This window comes from Paenibacillus selenitireducens, from assembly GCF_002021565.1.
Taxonomy (GTDB): domain Bacteria; phylum Bacillota; class Bacilli; order Paenibacillales; family Paenibacillaceae; genus Paenibacillus_K; species Paenibacillus_K selenitireducens.
In genome coordinates this window covers 64,517-90,503 of sequence record NZ_MSZX01000014.1, presented here as the reverse complement: position 1 = coordinate 90,503, position 25,987 = coordinate 64,517, and the positions used below count along the sequence as shown (strand labels likewise).

The 25,987-nt window shown below is 44.0% G+C and carries 37 protein-coding genes; 34 read left to right on the top strand and 3 right to left on the bottom strand.

Annotated elements, in window-relative coordinates; genetic code table 11:
- Positions 1–7: 7 nt before the first annotated feature.
- The 6 genes from BVG16_RS27105 to BVG16_RS27080 all read left to right on the top strand — a co-directional run bounded on the left by BVG16_RS27105 (position 8) and on the right by BVG16_RS27080 (position 4,319).
- A complete protein-coding gene (locus BVG16_RS27105) occupies positions 8–436 on the top strand; it encodes an NUDIX hydrolase (protein ID WP_158081811.1) in 429 nt (142 codons plus the stop codon).
- Positions 437–482: 46 nt separating this feature from the next.
- On the top strand, positions 483–1,241 hold the full coding sequence (locus BVG16_RS27100) for a class I SAM-dependent methyltransferase (RefSeq protein WP_078502322.1): 759 nt from the start codon (positions 483–485) through the stop codon (positions 1,239–1,241).
- Positions 1,242–1,251: 10 nt separating this feature from the next.
- Positions 1,252–2,103, top strand: coding sequence for a DUF2785 domain-containing protein (locus BVG16_RS27095; RefSeq protein WP_158081810.1), 852 nt, complete (start codon positions 1,252–1,254; stop codon positions 2,101–2,103).
- 39 nt (positions 2,104–2,142) lie between these two features.
- Positions 2,143–2,598, top strand: a complete 456-nt coding sequence (locus tag BVG16_RS27090) for a VOC family protein (protein ID WP_078502320.1) — start codon at positions 2,143–2,145, stop codon at positions 2,596–2,598.
- A 98-nt stretch (positions 2,599–2,696) separates the two neighbouring features.
- On the top strand, positions 2,697–3,107 hold the full coding sequence (locus tag BVG16_RS27085; RefSeq protein ID WP_158081809.1) for a pentapeptide repeat-containing protein: 411 nt from the start codon (positions 2,697–2,699) through the stop codon (positions 3,105–3,107).
- A 126-nt stretch (positions 3,108–3,233) separates the two neighbouring features.
- Complete coding sequence (locus BVG16_RS27080; RefSeq protein ID WP_144027504.1) at positions 3,234–4,319, top strand: hypothetical protein; 1,086 nt, start codon at positions 3,234–3,236, stop codon at positions 4,317–4,319.
- A gap of 58 nt (positions 4,320–4,377) precedes the next feature.
- Here the strand turns inward: BVG16_RS27080 and BVG16_RS27075 are convergent, their stop codons facing one another.
- Positions 4,378–4,935, bottom strand: a complete 558-nt coding sequence (locus tag BVG16_RS27075) for a GNAT family N-acetyltransferase (protein WP_078502317.1) — start codon at positions 4,933–4,935, stop codon at positions 4,378–4,380.
- A 90-nt stretch (positions 4,936–5,025) separates the two neighbouring features.
- On the opposite strand from BVG16_RS27075, the gene pdxR reads away from it, so the two are divergent.
- The 9 genes from pdxR to BVG16_RS27035 all read left to right on the top strand — a co-directional run bounded on the left by pdxR (position 5,026) and on the right by BVG16_RS27035 (position 11,131).
- Complete coding sequence (gene pdxR, locus BVG16_RS27070; RefSeq protein ID WP_233147187.1) at positions 5,026–6,450, top strand: MocR-like pyridoxine biosynthesis transcription factor PdxR; 1,425 nt, start codon at positions 5,026–5,028, stop codon at positions 6,448–6,450.
- A gap of 206 nt (positions 6,451–6,656) precedes the next feature.
- Positions 6,657–6,815: a hypothetical protein gene (locus BVG16_RS32960; protein WP_158081808.1), complete on the top strand. Its 159-nt coding sequence runs from the start codon at positions 6,657–6,659 to the stop codon at positions 6,813–6,815.
- A 5-nt stretch (positions 6,816–6,820) separates the two neighbouring features.
- Positions 6,821–7,375 carry a GNAT family N-acetyltransferase gene (locus BVG16_RS27065; RefSeq protein WP_078502315.1) on the top strand — a complete coding sequence of 185 codons (555 nt, stop codon included), beginning with the start codon at positions 6,821–6,823 and terminating at the stop codon, positions 7,373–7,375.
- A 35-nt stretch (positions 7,376–7,410) separates the two neighbouring features.
- Complete coding sequence (locus BVG16_RS27060) at positions 7,411–8,262, top strand: Cof-type HAD-IIB family hydrolase (RefSeq protein WP_078502314.1); 852 nt, start codon at positions 7,411–7,413, stop codon at positions 8,260–8,262.
- A gap of 30 nt (positions 8,263–8,292) precedes the next feature.
- Complete coding sequence (locus BVG16_RS27055) at positions 8,293–8,481, top strand: hypothetical protein (RefSeq protein WP_078502313.1); 189 nt, start codon at positions 8,293–8,295, stop codon at positions 8,479–8,481.
- Positions 8,482–8,497: 16 nt separating this feature from the next.
- Positions 8,498–9,364, top strand: a complete 867-nt coding sequence (locus BVG16_RS27050) for a GNAT family N-acetyltransferase (RefSeq protein ID WP_078502312.1) — start codon at positions 8,498–8,500, stop codon at positions 9,362–9,364.
- Between the two features lie 11 nt (positions 9,365–9,375).
- Entirely contained in the window at positions 9,376–9,963 is a 588-nt protein-coding gene (locus BVG16_RS27045) for a GNAT family N-acetyltransferase (RefSeq protein ID WP_078502311.1), read from the top strand.
- Positions 9,960–10,568, top strand: coding sequence for a dienelactone hydrolase family protein (locus BVG16_RS27040; RefSeq protein WP_158081807.1), 609 nt, complete (start codon positions 9,960–9,962; stop codon positions 10,566–10,568). Before BVG16_RS27045 ends, BVG16_RS27040 begins: the two co-directional genes overlap by 4 nt.
- A gap of 35 nt (positions 10,569–10,603) precedes the next feature.
- Positions 10,604–11,131: a hypothetical protein gene (locus BVG16_RS27035; protein WP_233147186.1), complete on the top strand. Its 528-nt coding sequence runs from the start codon at positions 10,604–10,606 to the stop codon at positions 11,129–11,131.
- 52 nt (positions 11,132–11,183) lie between these two features.
- Here the strand turns inward: BVG16_RS27035 and proC are convergent, their stop codons facing one another.
- On the bottom strand, positions 11,184–12,002 hold the full coding sequence (proC, locus tag BVG16_RS27030) for a pyrroline-5-carboxylate reductase (RefSeq protein ID WP_078502308.1): 819 nt from the start codon (positions 12,000–12,002) through the stop codon (positions 11,184–11,186).
- Positions 12,003–12,173: 171 nt separating this feature from the next.
- On the opposite strand from proC, the gene BVG16_RS27025 reads away from it, so the two are divergent.
- From BVG16_RS27025 to BVG16_RS26980, 10 genes are all read left to right on the top strand, one after another.
- Entirely contained in the window at positions 12,174–12,713 is a 540-nt protein-coding gene (locus tag BVG16_RS27025; RefSeq protein WP_078502307.1) for a hypothetical protein, read from the top strand.
- Positions 12,670–13,416, top strand: coding sequence for a type I methionyl aminopeptidase (map, locus tag BVG16_RS27020; RefSeq protein WP_144027503.1), 747 nt, complete (start codon positions 12,670–12,672; stop codon positions 13,414–13,416). The genes BVG16_RS27025 and map overlap by 44 nt, the downstream gene beginning before the upstream one ends.
- Positions 13,417–13,617: 201 nt before the next feature.
- Positions 13,618–14,520 (top strand): carbohydrate ABC transporter permease, encoded by a 903-nt coding sequence (locus BVG16_RS27015; protein WP_078502305.1) that lies wholly within the window; start codon positions 13,618–13,620, stop codon positions 14,518–14,520.
- A 63-nt stretch (positions 14,521–14,583) separates the two neighbouring features.
- On the top strand, positions 14,584–15,417 hold the full coding sequence (locus BVG16_RS27010) for a carbohydrate ABC transporter permease (protein WP_078502412.1): 834 nt from the start codon (positions 14,584–14,586) through the stop codon (positions 15,415–15,417).
- A gap of 25 nt (positions 15,418–15,442) precedes the next feature.
- On the top strand, positions 15,443–16,609 hold the full coding sequence (locus BVG16_RS27005; RefSeq protein ID WP_332888815.1) for an efflux RND transporter periplasmic adaptor subunit: 1,167 nt from the start codon (positions 15,443–15,445) through the stop codon (positions 16,607–16,609).
- A 32-nt stretch (positions 16,610–16,641) separates the two neighbouring features.
- Positions 16,642–17,976, top strand: a complete 1,335-nt coding sequence (locus BVG16_RS27000; protein WP_078502304.1) for an ABC transporter substrate-binding protein — start codon at positions 16,642–16,644, stop codon at positions 17,974–17,976.
- Between the two features lie 146 nt (positions 17,977–18,122).
- Positions 18,123–18,641 carry a DinB family protein gene (locus BVG16_RS26995; RefSeq protein ID WP_078502303.1) on the top strand — a complete coding sequence of 173 codons (519 nt, stop codon included), beginning with the start codon at positions 18,123–18,125 and terminating at the stop codon, positions 18,639–18,641.
- 12 nt (positions 18,642–18,653) lie between these two features.
- Entirely contained in the window at positions 18,654–19,055 is a 402-nt protein-coding gene (locus BVG16_RS26990; protein ID WP_198957542.1) for a VOC family protein, read from the top strand.
- Positions 19,056–19,071: 16 nt separating this feature from the next.
- Positions 19,072–19,713, top strand: a complete 642-nt coding sequence (locus BVG16_RS26985; protein WP_078502302.1) for a DUF3221 domain-containing protein — start codon at positions 19,072–19,074, stop codon at positions 19,711–19,713.
- 14 nt (positions 19,714–19,727) lie between these two features.
- Positions 19,728–20,408: a class I SAM-dependent methyltransferase gene (locus tag BVG16_RS26980; protein WP_078502301.1), complete on the top strand. Its 681-nt coding sequence runs from the start codon at positions 19,728–19,730 to the stop codon at positions 20,406–20,408.
- 41 nt (positions 20,409–20,449) lie between these two features.
- Here BVG16_RS26980 and BVG16_RS26975 read toward each other — a convergent pair whose 3' ends face one another.
- On the bottom strand, positions 20,450–21,016 hold the full coding sequence (locus BVG16_RS26975; RefSeq protein ID WP_078502300.1) for a GNAT family N-acetyltransferase: 567 nt from the start codon (positions 21,014–21,016) through the stop codon (positions 20,450–20,452).
- Positions 21,017–21,108: 92 nt separating this feature from the next.
- Here BVG16_RS26975 and BVG16_RS26970 point away from each other — a divergent pair, with 92 nt between their 5' ends.
- The 9 genes from BVG16_RS26970 (at position 21,109) to BVG16_RS26935 (ending at position 25,983) form a co-directional block, all read left to right on the top strand.
- Complete coding sequence (locus BVG16_RS26970; protein WP_078502299.1) at positions 21,109–21,504, top strand: hypothetical protein; 396 nt, start codon at positions 21,109–21,111, stop codon at positions 21,502–21,504.
- Positions 21,505–21,603: 99 nt separating this feature from the next.
- Positions 21,604–22,338: a peptide arginase family protein gene (locus tag BVG16_RS26965; protein WP_078502298.1), complete on the top strand. Its 735-nt coding sequence runs from the start codon at positions 21,604–21,606 to the stop codon at positions 22,336–22,338.
- Between the two features lie 57 nt (positions 22,339–22,395).
- Positions 22,396–22,683 carry a hypothetical protein gene (locus tag BVG16_RS26960; RefSeq protein WP_078502297.1) on the top strand — a complete coding sequence of 96 codons (288 nt, stop codon included), beginning with the start codon at positions 22,396–22,398 and terminating at the stop codon, positions 22,681–22,683.
- Positions 22,684–22,732: 49 nt separating this feature from the next.
- Complete coding sequence (locus BVG16_RS26955) at positions 22,733–23,086, top strand: VOC family protein (protein WP_078502296.1); 354 nt, start codon at positions 22,733–22,735, stop codon at positions 23,084–23,086.
- Positions 23,087–23,373: 287 nt separating this feature from the next.
- Complete coding sequence (locus BVG16_RS26950; RefSeq protein WP_144027502.1) at positions 23,374–24,180, top strand: aminoglycoside adenylyltransferase domain-containing protein; 807 nt, start codon at positions 23,374–23,376, stop codon at positions 24,178–24,180.
- Between the two features lie 86 nt (positions 24,181–24,266).
- Positions 24,267–25,034, top strand: a complete 768-nt coding sequence (locus BVG16_RS26945) for a DUF3891 family protein (RefSeq protein ID WP_078502294.1) — start codon at positions 24,267–24,269, stop codon at positions 25,032–25,034.
- A 2-nt stretch (positions 25,035–25,036) separates the two neighbouring features.
- Positions 25,037–25,453: a GNAT family N-acetyltransferase gene (locus BVG16_RS26940; protein WP_078502293.1), complete on the top strand. Its 417-nt coding sequence runs from the start codon at positions 25,037–25,039 to the stop codon at positions 25,451–25,453.
- A gap of 13 nt (positions 25,454–25,466) precedes the next feature.
- The gene (locus BVG16_RS32555; RefSeq protein ID WP_144027501.1) at positions 25,467–25,655 is read left to right on the top strand and encodes a hypothetical protein; all 189 of its coding nucleotides are present in this window, start codon (positions 25,467–25,469) and stop codon (positions 25,653–25,655) included.
- Complete coding sequence (locus BVG16_RS26935) at positions 25,627–25,983, top strand: hypothetical protein (protein WP_078502292.1); 357 nt, start codon at positions 25,627–25,629, stop codon at positions 25,981–25,983. Before BVG16_RS32555 ends, BVG16_RS26935 begins: the two co-directional genes overlap by 29 nt.
- The last annotated feature ends 4 nt before the right edge of the window (positions 25,984–25,987 follow it).

The window sequence follows — 25,987 nt, the reverse complement described above, 5'->3', positions numbered from 1 at the left end:
GTGTGATTTGAACGAAGCACGTACGCCGCGACAGATTGTTAAAGTGCTAGCTATCCATGAGCATAAGTTAGTTCTTGTCTATCAGTATAGGAAAGAATTGCAGTCCAATACACTGGAATTACCAGGTGGGAAAGTGAAAGATAACGAGAACCCCTATGATGGAGCTATTCGTGAGTTAGCAGAAGAAACGGGATTATTTTCGCAAGAATTGATTGAATTAGGGACATTCTTGGTACCACCAGGTTCTGTAGCTGTAACTTTATTTTTCACCAATCAAATCCATCTTGTTCAGGATCAAAGATTAGACGATGACGAACACATTGATATCGTTTATGTTGATATTGAAGATGCATTCTTGAAGGTCGCATCAGGTGAATGGTCAGATACAAGGCTAGGAATGGGGCTAATCTTGGCACGCTCAAGGGGGCTGTTATAGGATCTTGGGCAACAACAGTGTGTTGATTAGAGAAAGGAAATTGTGAATGGATGACATGTATAATGATCCTCAAACCTATGATTTTAAGTATGCTGGTTATTCGAAAGACTATGCGCTAATTCTCGAATGGGCAAGTCAGATGAAAGGGAAAATTCTAGATCTTGGTTGCGGGACAGGAAGAGTTATCATTCCGTTAGCTTTAGCAGGGTATGATGTCGAGGGCGTTGATCTTAGTGAACCCATGCTGTGTATGGCAGTGAACAAAGCGAAGCAGTATGGTATGCGAATCAAGCTTCAACCCATGGATGTCACGCAATTAGCGTTGGGATTCCAGTATTCCATGATGTATATGGTCGGAAATACGTTTCAACATGTACTGACGAACCATGATCAGAAGCTGCTTCTAAAGGGGATATACCAGTTTTTGGACGATGACGGGGTATTTATATTTGGGACAAGAGTCCCTCAACTGCATGAATTAAGCCAAGTGCAGCGGTATCAAGAACAATATAAAAATGAATCCATGTTTGATGTTGTGGAGCGACATGTGGAAGAATACGACCCTATCTCGCAAATTCTATCATGTCGGACGGAGAAGATAATTCGTGATCGAGACGGTAGGGAAATGGGTGCATCCCATGAGTCTTTACAATTACGATATACCTTTCCACAAGAGCTAATTCTGTTACTAGCCGCGAATGAATTCGAAGTTTTACAGGTCTATGGAAGCTGGGATAAAGAAGAGCTGTGCCAGGATAGCAAGGAAATGGTCTGCATCTGCAAGAAGAAATCTCGCATTCATTAGGAGTGGATATATGAAAAATTCTACGATGGTCATGAAAGAACTTCTATTGCGCATAGAACAAGAAGATTACCGTGTTCCTTCGGATATGCTAGCTTACGAATTGGCACTTAAAATGATGGAAGATATTGGGGATGTGGATTCAGAGTATCGGGACAACCTCATCTATTCAACATTGTATATGTGGTCGAAAAATCAGGAGTTTACAGCAGATCAAATGCGGCACCTTTTACGACTTAGCTTAGATGATAACCATTCCTTTCTCAACATGGGTGAGATGAACACCGACTCCGTGTTTACTAGAGCCTTCTCGGTATTATTTGTTCCGTTAGCCATATCGTATCACGAACATTCAAATTTCCTTACAGAGCAGGAAATATCAGAGATTAAAGATAAGCTAATCTCGTTTTTTGATATGGAAAAGGATTTGCGTGGTTATGTTCCGGGGAAGGGATGGGCTCATGCTATAGCTCATGCGTCAGATGCGCTTGCTGCGGTGTCCTCCTTACCATCGATTCATAGAGAAGATCTTATGGAAATCCTGCATGTGATGAAGCGAAAAATAGCTGTCGATCGTTACGCCTTCATTCATAGTGAAGATGAGAGAATGGTTAATGTCGTCATGAAGATTTTTCACCGAGGGCTTATTTCCGATGAAGAAATGGGGGATTGGATCCACGAGATAGGTTCATATGCAAAAACTGGGCATCTTCCGGAAGATGACATTCTTTTCGGGAATAAAAAACGTTTTTTAAGGAGCTTATACTTCCGCCTCATGGACCAGACCACATATGAGAAGTATACGAGCGTCATCAAAGAAGCACTAGCAGGGTTAGAACGGTCAAGATTTCAACACATGGTTTGATGAAACAACAAATAAACTTCCCCCAAAGGAGTGTATTTCATGACACAACCATTCCATTTTTCTCAAATCGGTTACGTCTATGTTCCTACACCAAAGCTAGATGAATCTATCGCATGGTACACGAAGCATTTATCTTTTCAACTCATCAACAAGTTTCAAGACAGAGGTTCCTATTTAGCCGTATTGCATCATCCTCACCAACATGCCATTGCATTATTGCTCATCGAGACAGAAGACGATCACCCCTTGCAAATTTCCAGAAACGGAAAGCCGTTTCCGATCATGGCCTTGAATTGTCCGAATATCGAATTTACCTATGATTCGTTAAAGAACAGTGGCGTCGAGGTCGAAAAGTTGCATACGCTTGGCGAGAATGAAGCGAAATACTTCTATTTCAAAGATCAAGTGGGCAACTTGCTAGAGGCTGCTTGGTCGAAGTGGGATACGACAGATGATGTGAAAGAGGGCTTTATGACAGGGATGGAACAAGGATAAACTGTAGATTAAGAATTACTCAAGATATAAATGGGGTCAATCTAGTAAATTCAAGTATCCTATCATTTAGGAAATAAATTCTAATGAAGAGGTGTCCTATGGAACGAATCGAAGTTGTAAATGCTGCGAAAATGTTAGACATTAATAATGCAAATGTTGCAGGATCTAAGTTCGTGAATGTGTGCGGTGAGAAATTGTATTTTGAGAATGTAACATTAGCCGGAACACGAATCACAGACGCCAATTTAAGCGATATTGAAATTGATGGGGCACAGCTCGGCGGAGCATTCATCCATAATATCGGGATGCCGCCGGAATGTCATCCGAACCATCAGCCTGGCGAGCAGCAAAGACCTTTACGATTTGAAAACTGTAATTTACAAGGAAGTACGATCACAGATTGTAACTTGAGCAAGCTTGAAATCACGGATTGCAATCTGACGGGAATGAAGATTAACGGGGTTCTCGTAACGGAATTACTAGAAGCACACGCTGCGCTCCGCAAATAATACGACCTAATCCATCTATGAACGTCATAGATGGATTTTTCTTGTACTTTGCAATGGGCAAACACACATTTCCGGATACTTACATAAGGTGTTACATAAACGCGATCAGCTGGGAGTGTGATGGATGTGACGGGTATGGTGAAGCATGCATTTGCAAGTGGGAATACGGCACACGGAAGAGTGAACTTTTTCAAGTCTGCATTTCAAGGGGCTCGTCGGATTTTCCTACTCGAAGGAGCACCAGGAACAGGGAAGTCGGTATGGATTCGACGTATTGCAGAAGCCGTCGGTGAACGCGATATTCGAACAGAATGGTTCCACAATCCGCTAGACAGTGAAACACTAGATGGATTATGGATTCCTGCGTATGGTGTGGGTGTTATTGATGCGACAGCATGTCAAGATGCATTCGATGATGTTCAAGATACGGAGTTCGTGAGAATCTCCTTAGAGTCCGCTGTGGATGTAGCTGTCCTACTTCCATTTCAAGAAGTGCTTCAAGCGTTAGAGGATCAGATTGAAGCGGGTTACCAGCGCGCGACAGATTCCTTCTTGCATACGCTTCGCATTCACGATGATTGGGAGAAGTATTATATTGAACATATTCGGTTCGCAGATGCAGATATCGTGACGGATGAATTGAAGGCATTGATCCCTGAACAGTCAACAGGTCAAGGGTTAGCTCGTCACTTATACCTAGGGGCTGCAACATGGCGCGGAGCCGTGGATTATGTCATGAACCTTACGGAAGAGACGAACCGTCGAATTTATGTGAAGGGCCGTCCCGGCTCAGGGAAATCGACAATGTTGAAGAAACTTGTTCAAACGGCAGAAGAACGCGGCGTAAATGTCGAAGTATTCCATTGCGGTTTTGATCCCAATAGTCTAGATATGGTCGTGTATCCTTCCCTAGGACTCGCCATTTTTGACAGTACGGCACCCCATGAACACTTCCCTAACCGGGAAGGGGATGAAATTCTCGATATGTATGTCCGTACCATTGATCAAGGGACGGATGAGCGATATGCTGACGATATTCTGGAGGTTAAAACCCAGTATGCAGCTTCGATGAAAGCCTCCATTGCGATATTGGCTGAGGTGAAGCAATTACGGGATCGGCAGCGCCTCATCTATGCAGCTGCTACAGATTACACCATCGTAGAGAACATTGGTCAACAGCTCCTTGAAGAAGTTCTCATGCAATTCGATTAACCTCGAAGGGCATTCCCGGATTCGATTGTTCGAATTATGGGAATGCCCTATTTCATTCTTAGCAATATTTTGCCCGGTATTCGGCTGTGAGCATGCTCATGAGGATCACGTCATGATATTGATGATCGTAGAACAGCCCTTGGCGGCGAATGCCTTCTTGCACGAATCCTATTTTCTCATACACATGTTGGGCGCGAGGATTATAGGCGAATACCTCTAATTCAATCCGATGCAAATGTCGAATGCCGAATCCGTAGTCTAACATCAATAGAATCGCTTCTTGACCCAACCCCCGGCCTTGGTGCTGCGAATGGGTAATCGCAATGCGAAGATTCGCGGAACGGTTCATCTCATGAATATCTTGGATCGCAATATCTCCGATAACTTCGTCATTCTCCTGAAGCGCGATTAATAGCAGAACGCTGGATGAATCAGTGGATTTGTTCGCTATATATTGCTCAATTTGATGTTTGGTAAAATGCTGCTGCGTTCCTGTTAATCTCCGAGTCTCCGGTTGGTACAGGGTATGATAGTACATTTCAGCGTCTTCCATATTGAGGGGGCGGAGATAAACCCTGCTGCCTTCTAAAAATTTAGCCTCGTTCGTTGGATGCATTTTCGTAACACTCCCTTTCAAATATATATGTATCATAAGGAAAAACTGTATACTAAGGAATATACAGTTTCGGTTAATTTGAGAGGACAGATGATGTTGGACAGCTTTGTGCAATTACCTAAGCTCAATGAGCAGGAGGTAACCCCTTATTTCATTCAGATTTATGAGCATTTTAAGTACCAAATTATGCAAGGTGCGATGGCTCCGGATACACGCTTGCCATCCATTCGGAAGCTGGCAGAATCTTTGCGAATTAGTAATACACCTGTGGAAATCGCCTACCAGCAATTAATTGCGGAAGGATTCATTGTGAGCAAGCCTAAGCGAGGGTATTATGTGCAGCAGTTGCAATCAGCACAGTTATTTATAGAGAAGCCTGCATTAAGTGCATTATCAGCACCGATTACGCCGAGAGATCCGAGAAGCTATATGTATGATTTTCACATCTCGAAAAATGACTTCTCACTGTTCCCGACCCGGGTCTGGAATGCATTGATGAAAGAAAGCATGACGAATGATGCGTTACTGCAATACGGAGATCCTCAAGGAGATCGCGGATTCAGAGATGTGCTAGCGATGTATTTACAACGATATCGCGGCCTTCGTTGTACTGCAGAGCAGATTGTCGTGGGAGCGGATATCTTTATCCTGGCTTCACAGCTAAGCTTGTTATTGCAAGGCCGAGGGGGGACACTCGGTATTGAAAATCCGGGTTACCACGCGATTCCTGAAACCTTTGCGCAGCATGGGTATTGCGTGACACCGATTGCGCTTGAAGCAGACGGCATATCTTTCGAAGGGGTCATCCAAAGTCAGGTGAATACTCTCTATATTTCACCATCCCATCAATATCCGAGAGGTATGGTGATGCCAGTCGCGAAACGCCTACAGCTATTGGAATGGGCACGGCAGCAGGATGCCTATATCATTGAAGACGACTATGATGGGGAGTTTCGCTATCATGGCAGGCCGATCCCCTCGATGCAAGGGCTGGTGGAGAATAGTCCTGTTGTGTATGTCGGTGGATTTGCACAATCCTTGGCACCAGCGTTTTGTATGCATTACATGGTACTGCCTACGAGCTTATTAGCGAAGTATCATGAGCTCAAGCAACGATTATATTTGGAACAATCCGTGTCCAGGCTGCACCAGTTTGCTCTGCAGCGTTTTATGGAGAAAGGACATTTTGAACGGCATTTGCGAAAAATGAGACAGTTGTATAAGCGAAAACATGATCTCGTCATTCATGCATGCGATCAATATTTTCAAGGCAGAGCGGTACTATCCGGAAGGGATGCTGGGTTTCATATGATTCTGCAAGTCCATCATCACAAATCAGCGGAAGAGCTTGTGATGATCGCGGAATCCGTGGATATTCGTATCACGCCCATGTCATTCACTTGGTGGGATCACCCTGATCCGCATGCGCTCGAATTTATGATCGGTTTTGGGGGCATACCCGAGGAACGGATCGAAGAAGGGATAAAATTATTGAGCGAAGTGTGGTTTTCGTAATTCGATCATAGGACAAATTACGGCGACATAAAGATTTTCTAGCATAAAAAAGGGGGTTCATGTTGAAATGGAGAAGTTTTACAATGGAGTTCGCTAAATCCGGAAATTGAGGCATGTAAGATTGAAGCTGCGCAATTAGGCAACCGGGCAGGGGTCATCGGCGCTGCGTTTTATGCAAACCATAGATTGCGAAGAGGAGAATGCTGATGGATATTTTTTGGCTATTTTTCATCATATTTGTCGTTGTGGTTGGCGCTGGTCATTTAGGTAATCAGAGCGTTATGATTAAGAAGCTGGAAGGGATTCAGAAAGAAATCGCGGAACTAAATGCCAAGCTTCCAAATCAAAAGGATCAAGAAGGGTGAAGCCAGTGGAAATCAAGTTACTGAAGCATTATGACGCAGCCGATCAGGGTAGACTAGGCGGGTTTGGTTATACAAGCACAATGAAGTATCAGGTACGGAAAGCAGTATCAGATTCTGCGATGAGTATCCATATCGAACGTATTCCGTTGGCAGAACCTTATGTGAAGGAATGGCAGGTCGAAGCCGATGATTTTGAGCTCTATGAGAAAATGATTCCATTAGGTTATTCCTACGGCACCTATATTGAAGATCAGCTCGTCGGGGTGGCGATCACAGAACCACAGCGTTGGAACAATACGTTGATGTTATGGAATTTGCACATCGCAGAGAATTATCGCAGAAGCGGAATGGGAAGCAAGCTGTTGAAGAAGGTGATCGGGGTGGCAAGAGACGCTGGTTTTCGGGCTGTAACCCTCGAGACCCAGAATACGAACGCACCGGCCATTGCGTTATATAAGCGCTGTGGATTTGACATCGAGGCCGTGGACTTGTCGTTGTATTCGAATTCCGATGTAGATGATGGCGAAGTTGCATTTTATATGAAACATTACATCAGCTAAAAGAATGAGGATGACTTAGAGATGGAGGTGCGTGGATGACGCAACGTTATTTTCTGACGGATTTGGATGGAACGTTACTACGCTCTAACGCAACATTATCGGAGCGAACGATCTTTATGATAAATCAAGCCCTACTAGAAGGACTTCATATTAGTTACGCAACAGCACGAAGTTATATCAGCTCGCATCAAATCGTATCGGTTATTCCTTGGAAGGATCCGCTCATTTTATATAATGGAGCCATTCTATTCGATCCGGTAACAGAAAAGGTCATCGATGGATCCTGGTTAGATCTTAAGATTGTCGATGAGATCATTCAGATTGGCAGAGCCCGTCAATTGCTCCCCCTGTTATTCGCCTTGGATCATGCCGATCACGAACGCGTATTACATGAGAAGTTGACGAGATATGGAGACCTGAAGTTTGTTGAAGACCGGCCGGATGACCCAAGATTTGAAGAAATAACGCACTTAGTCTGTCCAGATAATTATCGCACGTTAATATTGACTTACATCGGTTACCGACATGAGCTGGAACCGCTGCGTGAAGAAGTAATTCAGCGATTGGGATCTGATTTACATATTCATTTCATGAAGGACCAATACATCGAAGACCATTATTTCCTTGAATTTAGCCATCCGGATGCGAATAAGGGTGAGGGATTAAAGAAATGGGCCCGATATATGCAATGTGAACCCGAGGATATTACCGTATTCGGAGATAACTTGAATGATGTGGGTATGTTTGAAGCTGCTGGTAAAAAGGTAGCGGTGTCGAATGCGCATCAGACCCTCCTGGACATAGCCGACGATGTAACTGGTTCCAATGATGAGGATGGCGTTGCTGCGTATATCCAGAAGCGAATCTCAAATGACATGCCGGTCTAAATTGAATATCCCTTGAAAGGAGTGATTCCAATGAAAAAAGTGAACCATCTCAACGTTGCCATATTAAATTATTTTGCTGCCGTCTGTTTTATACTTGCGGGTATTTTAGCTGACGGGTCGACTTCGTTGGTTGCATTTCCCGTGGTAGGCGTCGTGTTTATCCTGCTTGGTAGCATCAATATTATGAATCATAAGAAATCCAATAAGGGATCGTCATAAGGAAAGTAGGGATGGAATGAATACCTTGCAGCTCGTCAATCTATCATTACAACAAGCGGATTTGCTGAACTATTCAAAATGTTTTGCCACATATCGGAAGAATGTATGGTTTCGGCGCAGTTGGGACGATATTCAACAGATGATGATGACCGCAGAGGCATGTTATTGGATTTGTGAGAATGGCAAGAAAATTGGAGGGATCTCGTTATCAGAGCTTTCCATCGGATCCTTATTTCTTATTCCGCCCTATGAGCTATCATCCTCTATCGTGAAATATTTGAAAGAGTTTCTTATAGACAGAAAACCTGAGAATACATCTATAGAGGCATATAATGTGCTGCCTGAGCATTTACGTGCCTTTCAAGAGGAAGGTTTTGCGGTTGTTCGAACGAGAAAATGTATGATTCGACCTACGGAATCTTTGATTTACGAGAAACTGCCCTCATCTTTTGCGTATGTTACGCCGTCCGTTCAAAACATTGACAAACTAGCTGTACTGTTGAATGAGGCTTTTCGAGGGACGCCAGATGAACAAGATGCAGCGACTTATCGCGAAGGATTAATGAATTATTTTACATACCATTCGGACGTGGATTTGCTCGAAGCTTCCACAATGATATGGAATCATGACCATACTGAAATAGTAGGGGTGTGTCTCGTATCGAATTGGGAAGAATCGCCTTTGATTTATGATGTCGCCGTTAACCCGCTCTACAGAGGGAAGGGAATCGCAACCTTTATCTTGAGCAGAGCCATCAGTACCTTGGAGGAGAAATATCCGGTCATTCGGTTATTCGTTACATCAGGCAACGGAGCTGAACAATTATACGCTAAGTTAGGTTTTTACGGTGGGGACAACCTTAGCCATTTAGTTTATAAATAATGGAGGTATAAATGCAAATAAATCAGACGTTACAAGGCGACAAGGTCACCATAAGAAGCATTTCTCCATCAGATTATCCCATCCTCTATAACCTTATTTATGGGGAAGAAGAGCCTGAATGGAAGAAATGGGATGCTCCCTATTTTCCGCTGGATCGTATAAGCTTGGAAGAATATTCAACACAGATGAGTAAACGTGTGGTACCGGAGGGCGAACCTGTTCCAAGAATGATTATCGAATCTGATGGTGAAATTATTGGCTCGTTATCTTATTATTGGGAGCATCGCCCTTCCAATTGGCTAGAAATCGGAATCGTCATTTACAATTCGAATTACTGGAACGGCGGTTATGGAACAGAGGCCCTTCGAATCTGGATCTCCTACCTACTTGAGAGCTTACCCTTAGTCCGTGTCGGATTAACGACGTGGTCAGGGAACGTCCGAATGATGCGTGCGGCTGAAAAGGTTGGGATGACTCTTGAGGGAAGAATGCGAAAATGTCGATTATACCAAGGAATCTATTATGATTCCATTCGTATGGGGATGCTGCGGGAAGAATGGGACGAGCTTACAGTAGTCGAAAGAAGTTCAATGTCATGAACCCATCATCAGACACGCTAATTGTCCTGTTGCATGAGATTTATGGATTGAACGATCATATCAACTATTATAAGGGAATTTTGTTGTCCGAAGGGTATGATGTGCTGACTCCGAATATGCTGAACAGAGAACCCTTTGCCTACGCCGAGGATCAAGAAGCCTTTATGTATTTTAGAAATACGATTGGCATGGAAGACGCTGCTCTCCAAATAGAGTCATCTATTGAACCTTATCGGAGCCGGTATCATCGGATATTTATGATCGGTTTCAGTGTAGGGGCTACGATTGCTTGGTTAAGCAGCGGGCTGCGGGTGGATGGCATGATTGGTTTTTACGGATCCCGTATACGCGATTACACGAATATTACGCCGTCCTGTGATACGTTATTGGTTTTTGCCAGCCATGAAACCTCCTTTGATGTGACCGCCCTTCAACATATATTAAATACGCATCCAAAGACACAAGTCCACGTCGTTGAGGGAGAACACGGATTCATGAATCCGTTTCATGCGAATTATCGCGAGGAAGAAGCAAAGAGATGCACGGAAATGATGTTACGATTTCTTCGTTCGCATCAGGATGAATCTGGATATATGGACGAATAATATAATACATGAAGTACTTCAAGGGGGATCATCTTGTGAGCAGAGGCAACCATCAGGTTCCATTCGGCTATGAACCGCCTAAGGCGAGTCGTAAGGGGACGTTGATTTATTACGATTCATTTGAACATACAACAGATCTGGAATTGACCATCGCGGCAGAATATGCGGTTAACCATGCTTTTGAGAAATTCGTTCTTTATCCGCTGCATGAGGAAAGCGTGAGGAGGATGTCGAAGGAACCTGTTCAGGCATATTACAAACGCGAGGATCGATTACATGCATGGAAACGCGAACACGATCAAACGTCAGTCTACATCGAAGGATGGGAAGGCAAACGTAAAAAATATACGCCAATCGACGCGGCCTTACGGCACCTTACTGAATACTATCCATCGCCGCATTTTCTCTATGTCACACCTGAATTTGCAAATTTATTTGCTTCCTTCTCTTCTTTTGAGGCGTGGATTGTGAAAATTCGACTCGTACTCTCATCCGAACCGCAGCGCATGCATCCTCGGCTCGAGAAATTTCGTCATCGTTGGAATACGATACACACGCAATAATCATGAGTATAGCAAGAAACCCCCATCCTATGGATGAGGGGTTTATTTTTTTTTAGGATTGCTTCGCAGCGATTTCTTCGTCCCGCTGGATAGTAGCTTCCACGGCATGCATGACCGTAGAGATGAAATTCCGATCTTCTAGTGCACTAATCCCCGCAATCGTCGTGCCGCCTGGAGAGCAGACCTTGTCAATTAATACCCAAGGGGCTTCATTGGATTCCAGAATCATTTTGGCACTGCCTAATACGGCTTGTGCGGCGATACGCGTGGCTTGCTCCTTGTTCATGCCCGCTTTAAGAGCTCCCCTTGCTAATGAATCAATGAATAAATAGGCATAGGCTGGCGCACTACCAGCGATTCCAATGAAAATACTGAAATAACGCTCTTCAATCTCGATGGCTAGTCCGACAGCATTGAACATGCCAAGAACAAAGTCCATTTGTGCTGGCGTAACATAATCATTTTTACTTACGGCAGACATCGACTCGCCAATCATCGCATTTACATTCGGCATCACCCGTACGATGGAATTCGTATGATTGTCCCCGAGGAGACGCTGAATTTTTTCTAGAGAAACTCCTGCCGCAATAGACACGATCAAAGGATTCCGATCTTGAATGATGGGCTGTAGAGCCGGCAGAATTTCTTGAAATAGGTTCGGTTTGACGGCCAAAATAATGACATCGACTTGCGCGACCAATTCCGCATTGGATGAACAGAACGTTGTACCGGTCTCTTCGGCGAATTTCTTTAATTTAGGCAATTGTAAGCTAGACACGTAGATATCTGAAGGCGGCAAAAACCCTTTTGTAATCATTCCTTTGATAATGGCGGATGCCATATTTCCTGTGCCAATAAATCCAACTTTCATGAAATTCATCTCCATGTTTGTATTTTATGAGGGTTGTGTGATTTCTTTATTTTAACATGATTGCTGACATCGAACTTTCTCGTGGTAAAGTTTGACATCGATGTTGATATCTGATATAAACGCATTAAGGTATTTAATCCGTTGAATATAAAACTGCGAGGAGGTCATGGCATGAGTCCCGTACTTTCACGACCGAACTATTTTTTGACTGTATTGAATCAAATTTCGCATCATTCGCATCCAATAGAACCAGGGAGCTTAGAATACGAATTTCATGATCTATTGATACAACTAGCCAAGAGCGTGCAAGCCAAGCGGAACATGTCGGATGAGATCGTACATCGTATTAATCAAGCATTTCAGAACTACCAAGCAGTAAGATTCAAATTAAGTATTGCGCCAACGGATACCGAAGAGGAACCCTATGTCCGGATTGAATCTGAATTCGTAGATCCGCCCGATCAATGGCGTAGAATTTATATGGAAGCCATCCTTAGCCTATTAGAAGCAATAGAGAGAGGAACGCTCGAACTTCAGACTTGTATGCAATGCGGTCACTGGTTCATCCCTTATCAGCGTGCCCAAGTGGCGAAATTTTGTACGACGAAGTGCCGAAATCGGCATCATTACGTGCTCCATAAGACATTGAAGAAACAGGAGGAAATATATCATGAACTTGAAGTCAAAGCAAGAACTACAAATTATGCGTGAAGCGGGACGGATCGTCGCGGAATGCCATGCGCTAATTGCAGAACGGATAAAACCAGGCGTCTCAACGGATACATTGGATGTACTCGTTGAGAATCACATTCGTTCTCGCGGAGCAGTACCCAGCTTCAAGGGTCATCATGGCTTTACGGCTTCCATCTGCGTAGCGAAGAACGACGTGATTTGCCATGGATTCCCGAGTAAAGAGCCTCTGCAGGAGGGAGATGTCGTAACGATCGATATTGGTGCGTTCTATCAAGGATTCCATGGCGATTCAGGCTGGACTTATGCGGTGGGCCGCGTAGCACCAGAGATTAGTAAGCTCATGGAAGTATGCCACCAGAGCTTATTCCAAGGTATAGCTCAGGCTATTGAGGGGAATCGGGTCGGCGATATTGGCTACACGATCGATACCATTGCCAAGCAGCATGGATATGGAAATGTCAGAGATTTTACAGGTCATGGACTCGGGGCAGAGCTCTGGGAAGAACCTCCGGTCCCTCACTTTGGCAGACAAGGAACAGGACCCTTGATTAAGAATGGGCTTGTGCTTGCGATCGAACCTATGTTTACGTTAGGAGATTGGAGAGCTTTTCTCGAAATGGACGGATGGACAGCGAGAACGGTAGATCAATCGATCTGCGTACAATATGAACATTCGGTTGCCGTTACAGAGAATGGTCCGGAAATTTTGACGAAGTTATAGCATATATGAACCTTCCTAGAAGATAGAAAACAGGAAGCCTTGAATCCTCTGGATTTAGGGCTTCCTGTTTTTTTTATTTCCCTCAACCCTCTCAACGGGTATTCAACGAATCATCAATTTAAGGGAAATTTAATTTTTACCATATTTCTTTTTAAACACTTTTTCTTATTCTTGTACAGGTAGGGAAGGAGAAAACGCAAAATGAAGAAATGGGGTTTTTGGCTTGTTTGTAGGAGGAAGACAAGATGGATACGCAAGGATGCTACAGCAGCATGGATGTTTCTCGCGCCGAGCGTGATTGGATTTTCCATGTTTTATCTCATTCCGTTTGCGACCGGTGTAGGCTACTCTTTCGTGGATAGCGCGGTCGACGGTCGGTTCGTCGGATTGGATAATTATCGTGGGCTGCTAGCAAGCGATTCTTTTCGTAAAGCGGCGTCCAATACGTTCTTTTTTACGGTGGTTACGGTTCCAGTCATTATTGCGTTGTCTTTAGGCTTGGCGATGCTCCTGAATCAAAATATTTACATTCGTAATTCGCTCCGAACTGCTTATGTACTGCCGCTTGTCGTCCCCGTAGCCTCGATCGTCGTTATCTGGCAAATCCTGTTTGATTGGAACGGTTCCCTTAACGCCTGGCTAAGTTATTTCGGATTCGAACGCGTAGATTGGATGAAGACCGGCGCAGCGCGAAATGTTGTGATCGTCGTCTATTTATGGAAGAACATCGGGTATAACATCATTTTATTTTTGGCAGGACTGCAGCAAATCCCCAAAGATTATTACGAAACCGCTCAATTGGAAGGCGCAGGACGTTTCCGGCAGTTCGGCACGATTACACTCGTATATCTAACGTCAACGATGTTCTTTGTTGTGATCATGTCGATCATAAATTCGTTTAAAGTATTCCGGGAGACGTACTTGATTGCTGGGGATTATCCGCATGACAGCATTTATATGCTCCAGCATTATATGAACAATACGTTCATGTCGTTAGATATTCAGAAATTAACTGCGGCTGCGACGATGATGGTAGGGTGCATTTTAGTTATTGTGATCGCTTTGTTTGCGCTTGATCGTCGGTTCCGGCAGTTTATGGAGTAGCGGGAGAGGAGTCATCAAGTGCTTCGAACAAACGTATTTCAAAAGTCTTTATTAACAATCGTCATGGCTGCCATTGCGGTGGTTTTACTGTTCCCTATCGTGATTACATTCACAAATTCGCTAATGACCGAACGAGAAATCGGGATCAATTACGGGCAGATCGGGAACATGAACAAAACGGCTGCTGGTGAAATCAATCGATTCGTAAATCTGAAGCTGCTGCCGGATCAAGTGACGTTGGAGCAGTATAGCAAAGTATTGGTGAATAGCCCAAGGTTTCTGATGATGTTCTGGAATTCCGTATTCATGGTGGTGCCGATCATTGCAGGGCAGACACTCATCGCTGCGTTAGCTGCATACGCGTTCTCCAAGCTGCAATTTCGTGGCCGAGACTACTTGTTTCTCGTATATGTCCTGACGATGCTTATGCCGTTCCAAGTGACGTTGGTGCCGAATTACATTATTGCGGATCAATTGGGGCTGCTTAACAGTCCAAGTTCGATTATTTTGCCAGGTATTTTCGCGGCATTCGGCGTGTTCATGCTTCGACAGTTTATGATACATATCCCGTATACCTATATCGAAGCGGCCAAAATAGACGGGGCTGGCCATATCAAGATTTTTTATTCGATTATTGTTCCGATGATCCAACCAGGGATTGCTGCACTTGTTGTCCTATTGTTCGTTGATTATTGGAATATGGTAGAACAACCGCTTGTTTTCCTGGACGATCCATTCAAGCAGCCGCTATCGGTTTATTTATCGAGAATTAGTCTGGATGAGCTAGGAGTTGCATTTGCTGCATCGATGCTGTATATGACGCCGATGGTGCTGTTGTTTCTGTATGCGGAATCTTATTTTATCGAAGGAATCCAATTGTCCGGTATCAAAGGGTAGTTCTAACGGTTAGGAGGCAGAAGAAGTGGAAATAGGGCTAAACGACGAGCCTGAAAAACGCCGGCGAAAACGAAACATTCAAATAGTTTTCAGTATATTTATCGGGTTGTTATTGTTTTTTACGCTATACAGCAACACGCTGCAAGCCCTCGTATTGCCGAAAGTGAGGACGGAAAAGTTGGTGATGGGCAGTCTTGTACATACGTTTGAGGGAAGCGGTGCCCTGCTGCCGATAGCAGAAGCTAAGCTTTCGAATCCTGCCGGCTGGAAAGTGAGCGCGATTGCTGTGAAAGAAGGAGATCGCGTGAAGAAAGGGCAAACGCTGATCACATACGACAGCAAGTCCGCCGAACGGGAATTGCAGGATGAAGCAGCGCAATGGGAAAAGCAAAAGATTGATCTGCAAAATATACAAGATCGTTACATCGAAGCGGCAACGGATGGGGATGAAACGAAGCTTCGGAGTGCAAGTCGAGATATCGAAATGCGCAAACTCGATCTCGGCGTACAGGAACGAAAATTGAACGAATTAAAAGACCGTCTGGCAAATCAAAAAAAGATTACATCACCTTACGACGGTGTCGTCACGACACTGAATGCCGTCGAGGGAATGACCTCAACGGGAGAACCGGATGTTCTCATTACGAACAACCGTCGAGGGTACCAGTTTGAGTTACTGGTCGATGCGTCCTTGTTGTCTAGCTTGGGAATTGCGATGGAGGAGAAGGTGCAGGTCGAAGTACGTCCGCAGTCAGGTCAGCAGGCAAAAGTCATCGAAGGTACCGTTCATGAAATAACGGATGCCGCGCCGCGCATGGACAACTCGGCTAACCAAACGTCAAAGATGACGGTAACGATCGCACAGAAGGTTGTTCGCGTGAAAGTCGTGGACTCCGAGCTGAAAGGTGGTGAAGAGGCATTTGTCAAACTCACCAAACACTCGCGTCAAGAGGGGCAGATGACTACCAATGAAGCGATTCATCAGGATCGCGAAGGCAAGTTCCTATACAAAATCGAAGAGCGGAAGGGCGCGTTGGGTAATGATTTTGTAGTACGAAAAGTACGAATTCAATCGAGTGAAACCAATGACAAAGAAACGATGATAGAGTCGCGAGACCTTAACTTGAATGATTTGATCATTCTAGAGAGCAGTGAGCCTTTACAGGAAGGCAATCGCGTACGTCTGCAATAGCTAAATATAAGAGAGAAGAGAGGCGTTATACGGTGAAAAAGCGACTATTTATGGGATTGATGTGCATGTTGTTAGCGGCAACGGCCGCATGTGGAGCTGGCGGCAGCGGGAATGATGCGAAAAAGGAGAAACCGAAATCGAACGAGGGAAAGACGGTTGTCACCTTCAGTGTAAAATATTCGGACGCATTCTACGAAGCGACAGAGAAAAAATTTGAGCAAAAATACCCGGATATCGACCTGCAAATCGTACCGTTTATTCAAAAGGATGAGGAATGGGGGGAAGGCGATTTCGAAAAATATATCAAAACGACGAATTCTTCGATATTATCGGGAAAAGGCGCTGATATCATCGAGATGAGCGATTTACCTGTAAGCAAATATGTGAATAAAAAGCTTCTTGTAGATATGAACGACATGTTAGAACAAGACCCATCGTTGAACAAGAGCGATTTGAATACAAATATATTGGATGCCATGAAGCTGAACGGCGGCTTATATACGATACCTTCCGCGTTCTACGTTGGGACTTTTATTGGGGATGGAGACATCCTGGAGAAGACCGTAAAGGTTGACGAGAAGAACTGGGATTGGAAGCAGTTCGAAGACATCTCGCGGAAGTTCATGCAAACAGCTAACCTCAGCGGTGATCGCTATGCCTTAGCGAATTACCCGCCTGAACAATTCCTTCAAATATTGGTGCAAAATAATAACGCCGATTTCATCGATCGGGAGAACCGGAAGGCGAAATTTGATTCCCCCCTGTTCGTGCAAACCATGCAGCAAATTCAAAAAATGTACGATGAACGGATCATAACGGCGAATGCTGCAAAACAGAGCAACCAGTTGTTCGGCTCTACCTATTTATTCTCCCCATTGGATGTGGTTCAAGGAGCGTTCAACTTCTACTCGAATCCGAAGCTGCTGCCAACGCCTCATTCAGAAGGAGAAACAGAGGGAACTACGTTTTTAGTTCCCAATCAACTTGGCATCCAAGCCAATTCACCGGTAAAAGAGGAAGCATGGAAGTTCATTGCTTTCTTAATGTCGGAAGAAGCACAATCATTGCAGGAGAGGGAGGGGTTCTCGCTCCTGAAATCTGTCAATGAAAAGCTGCTTAACGAGACTCAGAATCAAGTGAAAAATGGAGAATATAAGCTTTCAACAGGAGCAGCAATCCCGATCACAGAAAGACACTTTGCTGAGCTCAAACAGCTTATTGAATCAGCGAATCGCTTTGCTAAGACAGACGACAAAGTGCTGTCTATTATCGTAGAGGAGTCCAAATCTTTTTTCAGCGGTCAAAAATCGGCGGATGAAGTGGCGAAGCTGATCCAGAACCGTGCAACGACCTACTTGAATGAATAATAGTGGACCTTAAAATTTATAAAACCATTTCCAAATATAGGCTACTGCTGTAAAATATATAACATCTATACGCTAACGATGAGAGAGCTGCATGCTCTCTTTTCTTGATTAGCAATACTGATTACATAATAAAAAGGAGAATGAAGATGCTGCAACGACCCGTAGAAAATGAATTTCCATATTATTTTGGACCTTATATTGAATTGGTGCCTGAAGGACATGTGCTAGATTTGCTAGACAGCCAGTTGGCGAAGACGATCAGCTTATTTTCTTCATTAACAGAAGAACAATTGAATTTCCGCTATGCCGAAGGCAAATGGAGTCTGAAGGAAGTTTTAGGTCATATGTCAGACACGGAACGCGTCATGAGTTACCGGCTTTTGTGCCTCGCTAGGGGAGAGAAAGGTTTGCTCCCAGGGTTCGACGAAGAGGACTATATGCTGGGTGCAAATTTCGGATCGCAGAGTATCTCGGGCCTGGTGGAGGAGTACGAAATTGTACGTCGCTCTACACTGTCATTGTGTCGCGGAATTGACGACGAGGCGTGGCAACGGATCGGAAATACGAATGGTCATGATACGTCAGCTCGCGCGCTTCCTTACATCATTGCTGGACATGAACTTCATCATTTACGCATTATTAAAGAAAGATACCTCAGCTTATAGGAGGAATGAACGATGCCAGCAATCCTTGAGAAATTGGAACATATGCAAATTCCCGTGCGAGATCTAGATGAGTCGATTGCGTGGTACGTTCAGCATCTTGGTTTTACATCCCATGAACAAAGCGGTCAGGATCATGCCTTCCTTACCCTTCCCGAAGGACCTATGCTCATGTTATGGGAAACGCAAGAAGATACGCATGCGAATTTCACGTATCAAGGTCAGACGATGCCTGTGTTGTTGTATGCCACGAGTCAAATCCAAGCGCTTCATGATCATTTGAAAAACCATAACGTCGAAATCACGTTTTTCCAAAACGAAGGTTTCGGATGGGTTCTTAAATTTATAGATCTGAACGGAAATATGTGGGGTGTCATTGAACCGAATGGAAAGAACAACGCATCTATTTACGCATAACGAAGGTGGCTCGTTCATGAAGAGATCCTTGAAAAAGGAACTACCAATCCTTTTTCTCATCTGCTTGATCTTATGTTCTGGCTGTTCCGGCAGCACAATGGCATCTTGGGCTTACCCATTCGTTAAGTGGGATGATGTGAACTATAAAATTACAAGCGAAGAAGTGCCGCGTACGGATATTGAACAGCGAATAGGGAAGATAAAGCGCTTCTCGGATCGGGAAAGTTCGTCGGTCTCAAATGGGTTCTCCAACGCGTATCCCAAAGGTACGAAATTATATGCGATTAAAGGGATATCCCAGAAAGACGGTATCGCGTTGGAAGTTGAAGATGGACGGTATTTGAAGGCTGTGGGTACGGGGGAGAAACAGCTTCTGGATGCGGATGGCGTGGGTACAGTTTTTTCGATTAAAGCTGGCAAAGTCCTGATACTAGATTCTGTTGAGGTAGACGACCTTGGGAAGTCATGGCAAGAGCTGGCAGACAATTATCAGGGGCAGGCGATATGGTTAAGTACACGGGCGAAGTTAAAAGTAGGGGAGCGGGTTGCCTATTGGACAGATGGGGGAATCGATACTTCCTTTCCTGCTCAAGCCAAAGCCAAAAAAATATATGGAGGAACAAAATTAAGGTTAACAAAACTAGAAAATTCATATTGAAAGGAGGGCAAAGGATGGGAATCGATTGGTATGATGCGATCGCGAGGCGAAATGGCGGTTACAAAAATGATGCTGTATATACATATGAAGGTATTTCTGGTGAACAGATTTTTGAAGAGGAACTGGTCGGTTTGTTGTCACAATATTATACAGTTCTTGATGCGGGTTGTGGTCATGGGGAGTTTACGCTGAAAATGGCTCTTCACGCGAAATCGTTGGTTGGCTTTGACAATTCAAGTGAATTGATTCGCATTGCCAAGGCCTTATTGGAGGAATCGAGTGTTTCCAACATCGAATTTGTTTATGCGACAACGAAGCAGGAGTTACCTTTTAAGGATGAACAATTTGATCTGATCTATGACCGGAGAGGGCCAACATCGATTATTCAACATCCACGAATTCTTCGGTCAGGCGGACGAATTTTTGGTATTCACTCGGGTGCACTCGACTTAGTTCTAGATAGGTTAACAGAGAACGGCTTCCAAAATATAACCATTAGAGAATTTAAAGACGGTTTGTTCCACTTTCCGAATGAAGCAGAGTACACGAAATTCATTTCGGGGATACCAGGTCATCCGAATTACGCACTGCCTGAATATCAAGACGAGCTGAAGCAAAAAATCGAAGAGAACACAGTAGATGGCAAGATCGTGGTTCAAGATTACCGTTACATATGGACGGCTACGAAACCTTAACGTGAACAAGTGTCATGGAGAGGAGTGTAACAATATGTCAATCACCATAATTTTCTTTCCCCCAACTCGATGTACACATCGGTTTCTTCAAATAAATGACGAGAGGCTTGAGCCTTCTCAGAGAAAAATTGCATCATGGTGATGATCCCAAGAGCATCGCTTCGAAAGGGTTTCTCCCGTGTTCCGCCTACAAGACATGTCTTCATCATAGGAGTCCAACCACCCTGCATATAGAAGGGCTGAAGCGCTGGCGAACAGGTGAAAATACTAATATCGGGTTCATGTTGGCGAATCAATACCATGGCTTCGCGTAAAAGTCGCATGCCTAAGCCTTGTCTACGGTAAGAGGGATGAGTCATCACTTCGCTAAGGCCAAAGGCTTTGTAGCTCAAGCCTTGGTGCTGGATATTGGTCGATGGCACACCAACATGGCTAATAACCGTATGATCTTCAATGAGCACAAGCGATATGGGATGCGTTGCTTCGACTTCTGGCCAACAGATCTGCTGATTTTCAAAAGCATGGGGCCATTCTTGTTGCATGAGCGTAAGAATTTGGTTCCTATACATGGCTGGACAATCTTGCTGCTGAAATTGTAGTAATTCCATCCTATCATCGCCTCCTTGTGAGTACGAAGAATACCACGCTGGGTAAGGAAGAGTCAAGAGAGTGAAGGATGAAGATATAGGAGGCCAAGAGGGTGCTGAATAGGAAATCTCCAGGAGGTTCGATGTTCCCCTATTATTACAAAGGGGGAGAAATCCACTGTCTTAAGTTCGGAAGTATGTATCAGCGGTATGATGATTTCTTAAAGGTGATGATTGCCGAAGAAGAATTCATTCGATCTACGCACAAGCAATTAAGGGTTTGGGTAGATTTCTATAAGACGGATTTGAAACAGGAAGGTCTCGTCGTATTCGTAGATTTCTTGTTGAGAATACAAGAACAACTGGTGAAACTGTCTATCGTTGGATTATCATTTTCGAATGTATATCGGTGCAAGAAACTATTAAAAAAGGCAGGAATAACCCTGCCTGTGCAGTTTTTCAAAGATCCTGAAGATGCCAAAACATGGCTTGTTCATGAACGCGCTTGACTCCATCAACTCATTTGTTTTATTGGCCGTATTTTTTGAAATCTGATCGCATGAAGAACACATTGATTCGTTAAAACATCAAGACAGAGGAGCATACATATGTGGGCACATGATTATAGGGTCTGTTTTCCAGATCAACAAGTATACATATCAAGAAATCATCAGTGGGCGTTTGCAGCTTGGGAAATAGGGAGACGCTCCGGGAAGTTAAAGGAACAGGCGACACTATTACATGTGGACGCACATTTAGACGATACCTGGGATGGCGTACTTGCAGAAGGACTCCATACGATCCGGCATGATGAGGATATTATGACCGTAACTGAACAGCTCGAAATCGATAATTTCATTTGGGCGGGATTTGCAACAGGAGCGCTAGATCACATCCTCTATGTGAGTCCCACCGTTGTGGATGATTCCGATCCGTTTGATGTGTCATCATGGAATTTAGAGGGTGAGCAAATGCGGCCCGTTCGCGACTTGCTTCAGAAGAGGTCGTATCAGGGAAAGCGATTTGACGGTATCCGCGATTTTATGATGTATATGGATCGACACCCCGTCCATTCATTGCGTATGGATGATCATCATTCCGTCATTCTGGATTTGGATTTAGATGTATTTAAATTACATCCCGATGATTTTGATGATCCTGGGCTCGTCTCAGAGACCCAAATCAGGGAAGAGCTGCGGTTTCTAAGACAACTATATCCTTATGACATGATCACGGTTGCTTTATCCCCTGCGTTCTGTGGCGGAGATCTGAATTGCAGTATCTTGTATCGTATATTTCTAGAGGTGTTTGAGTTAGAAAGTTCCAAAGCGATAGTCTGGTAACAACCAATCCTAATCCATTCACCCGAAAGTATTGTAAAAAAGGAGTGATGACTTTACATGCGAAGTATCGGACTTTCTCTTCTGCTCGCGGGAATGTTCCTCATGAGTCTAAGTGGATTAGAGAAAATTCTTGTATTCGTATCCTTTCAGGGGAAGGTATCGGATATGACAGCCCTTCGGGATCTGACACCATCAGGATTATGGAGTATTACCAATTTCACATTTGTCGGCGGTCTTGTTGTGTTGGTTGTAGGGCTTGGATGTCTATTTCACAAACCCTTTAAGAGATCTCTTATCGAGGGTAATCAGGCCTATCAAGAACGTTCGAAGGAACATGGAGATTAAAAGCATGTATTGCGGGAGATACACATTATGAAAAATGGAGGTCAGCGATATGTCTAGTCCAATTCTGAATCAAGTGGGTGCGATATTTATCCCAGTTCAAGATATCGAACAAGCTAGAGATTGGTATTCCAATATATTGGGCTTACCTGTGGAAGGGGATATTTTGCACGGTCATCTTTATATTTTACCCATGTTGGGTACAGGAGTCGTTCTTGATAGCAAGATCTACGCTCCGGGTAGAACCTTTCAGACGCCAGCTTTCCATTTCAATACGGAGCATATCGAAGAAGCTTATGAATTCATGCAGAAGCATCAAGTCAAGCTGCTGACGCCAATTGAGCATGGGCATTGGTTTAACTTCGAGGATCCAGACGGGAACATGCTTATGATCTGCAAATGCTAGGTTAAAGACGTCATGATTCGTTCTTACATGAGACAGAGCTCTCACATGGAGGTCTGTCTTTTGGGCTAATCGCTAATAGGTTGGAAACGTGTAAAATTGTTCAAGAAATCACCGAAGATGGCAAATCAGGAATGGTATAATAAGGGAGTGTGGGGACGATTGAGTCGACCGCAGTTGATGTTGGATGTCATAGATTTATTGTCAGATTCGTAATCGCTTACATGAATAACCATACCAATTCACCGTAACTCAGTTACCTATTGAAAGATAAGATGGGAGTGGTCTTGATGACTGCGAAATTACATCCGCGTATTCAGACGATCCTATATGAATATATAAGCATGGTGCAAAAAGAGCTTCCTTTGCAGGGATTTTACATTTATGGATCGATCGCGCTGGGGGATTACTCCCTTGAACTTAGCGATATCGATTTTATTGCCGTTACAGACCAAAGATTGAACCCGGATGGTATCCGTCATGTGGAACAAGTTCACCGCCTGGTGGAGAGAAAATTTCCGAAGCCGAACCTGAATGGAATCTACGTCACGTGGGAAGATCTGGGCAAGCTGCAGGAAGAGATTACCCCCTATCCTTTTTACTGTGACGGTAAGCTGACTGCTGCTGGATATTTCGAATGCAATCTAGTGACTTGGTATGAACTCAAGCATACAGGAATCACGATTATAGGGCCGGAAGCAAGCGATCTTGCTTTCACAGTTGATTGGGGTCAACTTATCTCGCTGATGTATGCGAATTTAAATACCTATTGGCAGCGTTGGATCGTTCAATCGGAGAAACATCTGTCTCTCAAGTCTGCAGCTCTTTATTTTCGAAGTAGTGAGGTAGAATGGGGAGTTCTAGGAATTACAAGGCTGTTCTATACCTTCCGAGAACATCAGATTACAAGCAAGGCTCGAGCCGGCGAGTATGCGTTACTGATCGTTCCCGAGCGATGGCATAAGATTCTTCAAGAAGCATTACGTGTGAGAAGAGGCGTGAAGAAATCCATGTATGCGTCTAAATCCCAACGTAGATCCGATGCTCTTCATTATATGAAATATATTCAGAAAGAAGCGAATGCCATGTTCGAGTAGGACTCGCGGTTCAACAGTAACCGTTACGGGTAATGAATTGAATTGGCGAGAAATGAACTAGCAACTAGCATAGAGGAGTGAAGATCATGATTATTCGTGAAACAGCAACTCATTTTACGATGATTACACAGAACGACCACGCACATTTGGCCGCCGATATGGCAGCCTATTTGAAACCATCTCTGTATTTAAATTCGGAATATGCCAGTGATGTTCTGCTTGCGATCCGAGAGCATGATCGTTGTTGGATCAAATTAGATGCCATGCCGATATGGAATGACCAGTCACACGCACCATTTGGTTTCGATGACTATCCCATACAGCCCAAAATGATGTTTTATCGGTTCGGTATCGATGAAATTCAAGAGATGAGCGCGTATGCAAGTTACTTGTCTAGCGTACATTTTGCTTCGTTTCAACCGATACGGGAATCGGATTTACCAGAGTGTGTAGAGTTTGTACGATACGAGAAGAAGAGACAAGCTTCCATTCAGAATCAAATCCAGATGCCGGAGCAGGATGTCATTCATCGACATTCTCAGCTGTTGAAATGCTGTGACGATCTTTCCCTATATGTTAGCTTGAACGAACCAGGTGTTAGCAAAAAAGAGGAGCACCCATGGTTTCGGGATGGATTTGATGTCACGCTGGATCGTGAAGAACGGATGATCGCCCATTGGGTGAATGAGCGAGTTGTCCAGGTTGCTCCTTTCCCGTACGTCCATGAATTTTCGGTGTCCATGAAACTTAAGCATGTATCGAAGGAAGCTGTCCAAAAGTCTGGCATTGACAGAGCATACCACGACACCGCATGGACGGAGCAAACCTTTCATTTTATCGGGGAGAAGGGATAGGGATGGATCGAATCTCTGACATCCAGTTAAATCTAGCGATACAACAGCATGAGGTCCCAAAGCTTAGAGCTGAAGTGGGTTGGGCGCGCAGAGATCAGGATTTTCCGAGACTGTTTGAATTGTGTTTGTTCTGGGCAGGGATGCGGGATGAACATGGAGAATTAATCGCATTTGGGTATATGGCGGGGCCGGGTCTGGAGCACGGATATATCGAAGATATTATCGTTCATCCCAATTACCAACGTTCGGGAATCGGAGAGCAACTTGTTCGAACATTACTTCTTGAAGCAGAGAAGCGGGACATTGGGATTGTCACAGTAACTTATCAAGAGAAGCATCGTGAATTCTACGAGCGGGCAGGATTTGAATTTTGTTCTGACGGGGTCTGGAGAAAGTCATCAGACGAATATGATACGTAAGGATGGGTGAAATATGAGTAGTTTTTCAGTGATAGGGCCTTGGTCGCTAATTAGTTATGGTGGAATATTCATTTATTTGATATATTTCGTTATTCTCGTACTTGGCGTATACGCGCTTATCTTGTTGATTCAGTTGCTTAAACGCGGGATTCGAGCATTAGATATCTATATCCATGAAAAAACAAGTAGAAATCCATATTGAGCGGCACATGATGAAAAAAATCGTCTTGATGCTGTTGGAATTCCTACGGATCATAATCATGATGTTCTTCTTCGTGTCGATCGTCACGAATCTTGAACGCTCGTTTTACGAACCCTTGTTCCATTGGTATGGGGAATTTCATTTTCCTCTCTTTGTTGGGAATTTCATGTTATTTCTGGTTTGGTACCGCAATCGTTTGCAGTTCTCAGGGTGGTTTACGCATGATGGACAAGAGAAGTTATCTCGCAAGATGACGAGAATCATGTTGGGCTGCGCCGTGTTCTTTATCTTGATCCCCGTATTCTATACTTATTACATACATCTATAAAGGA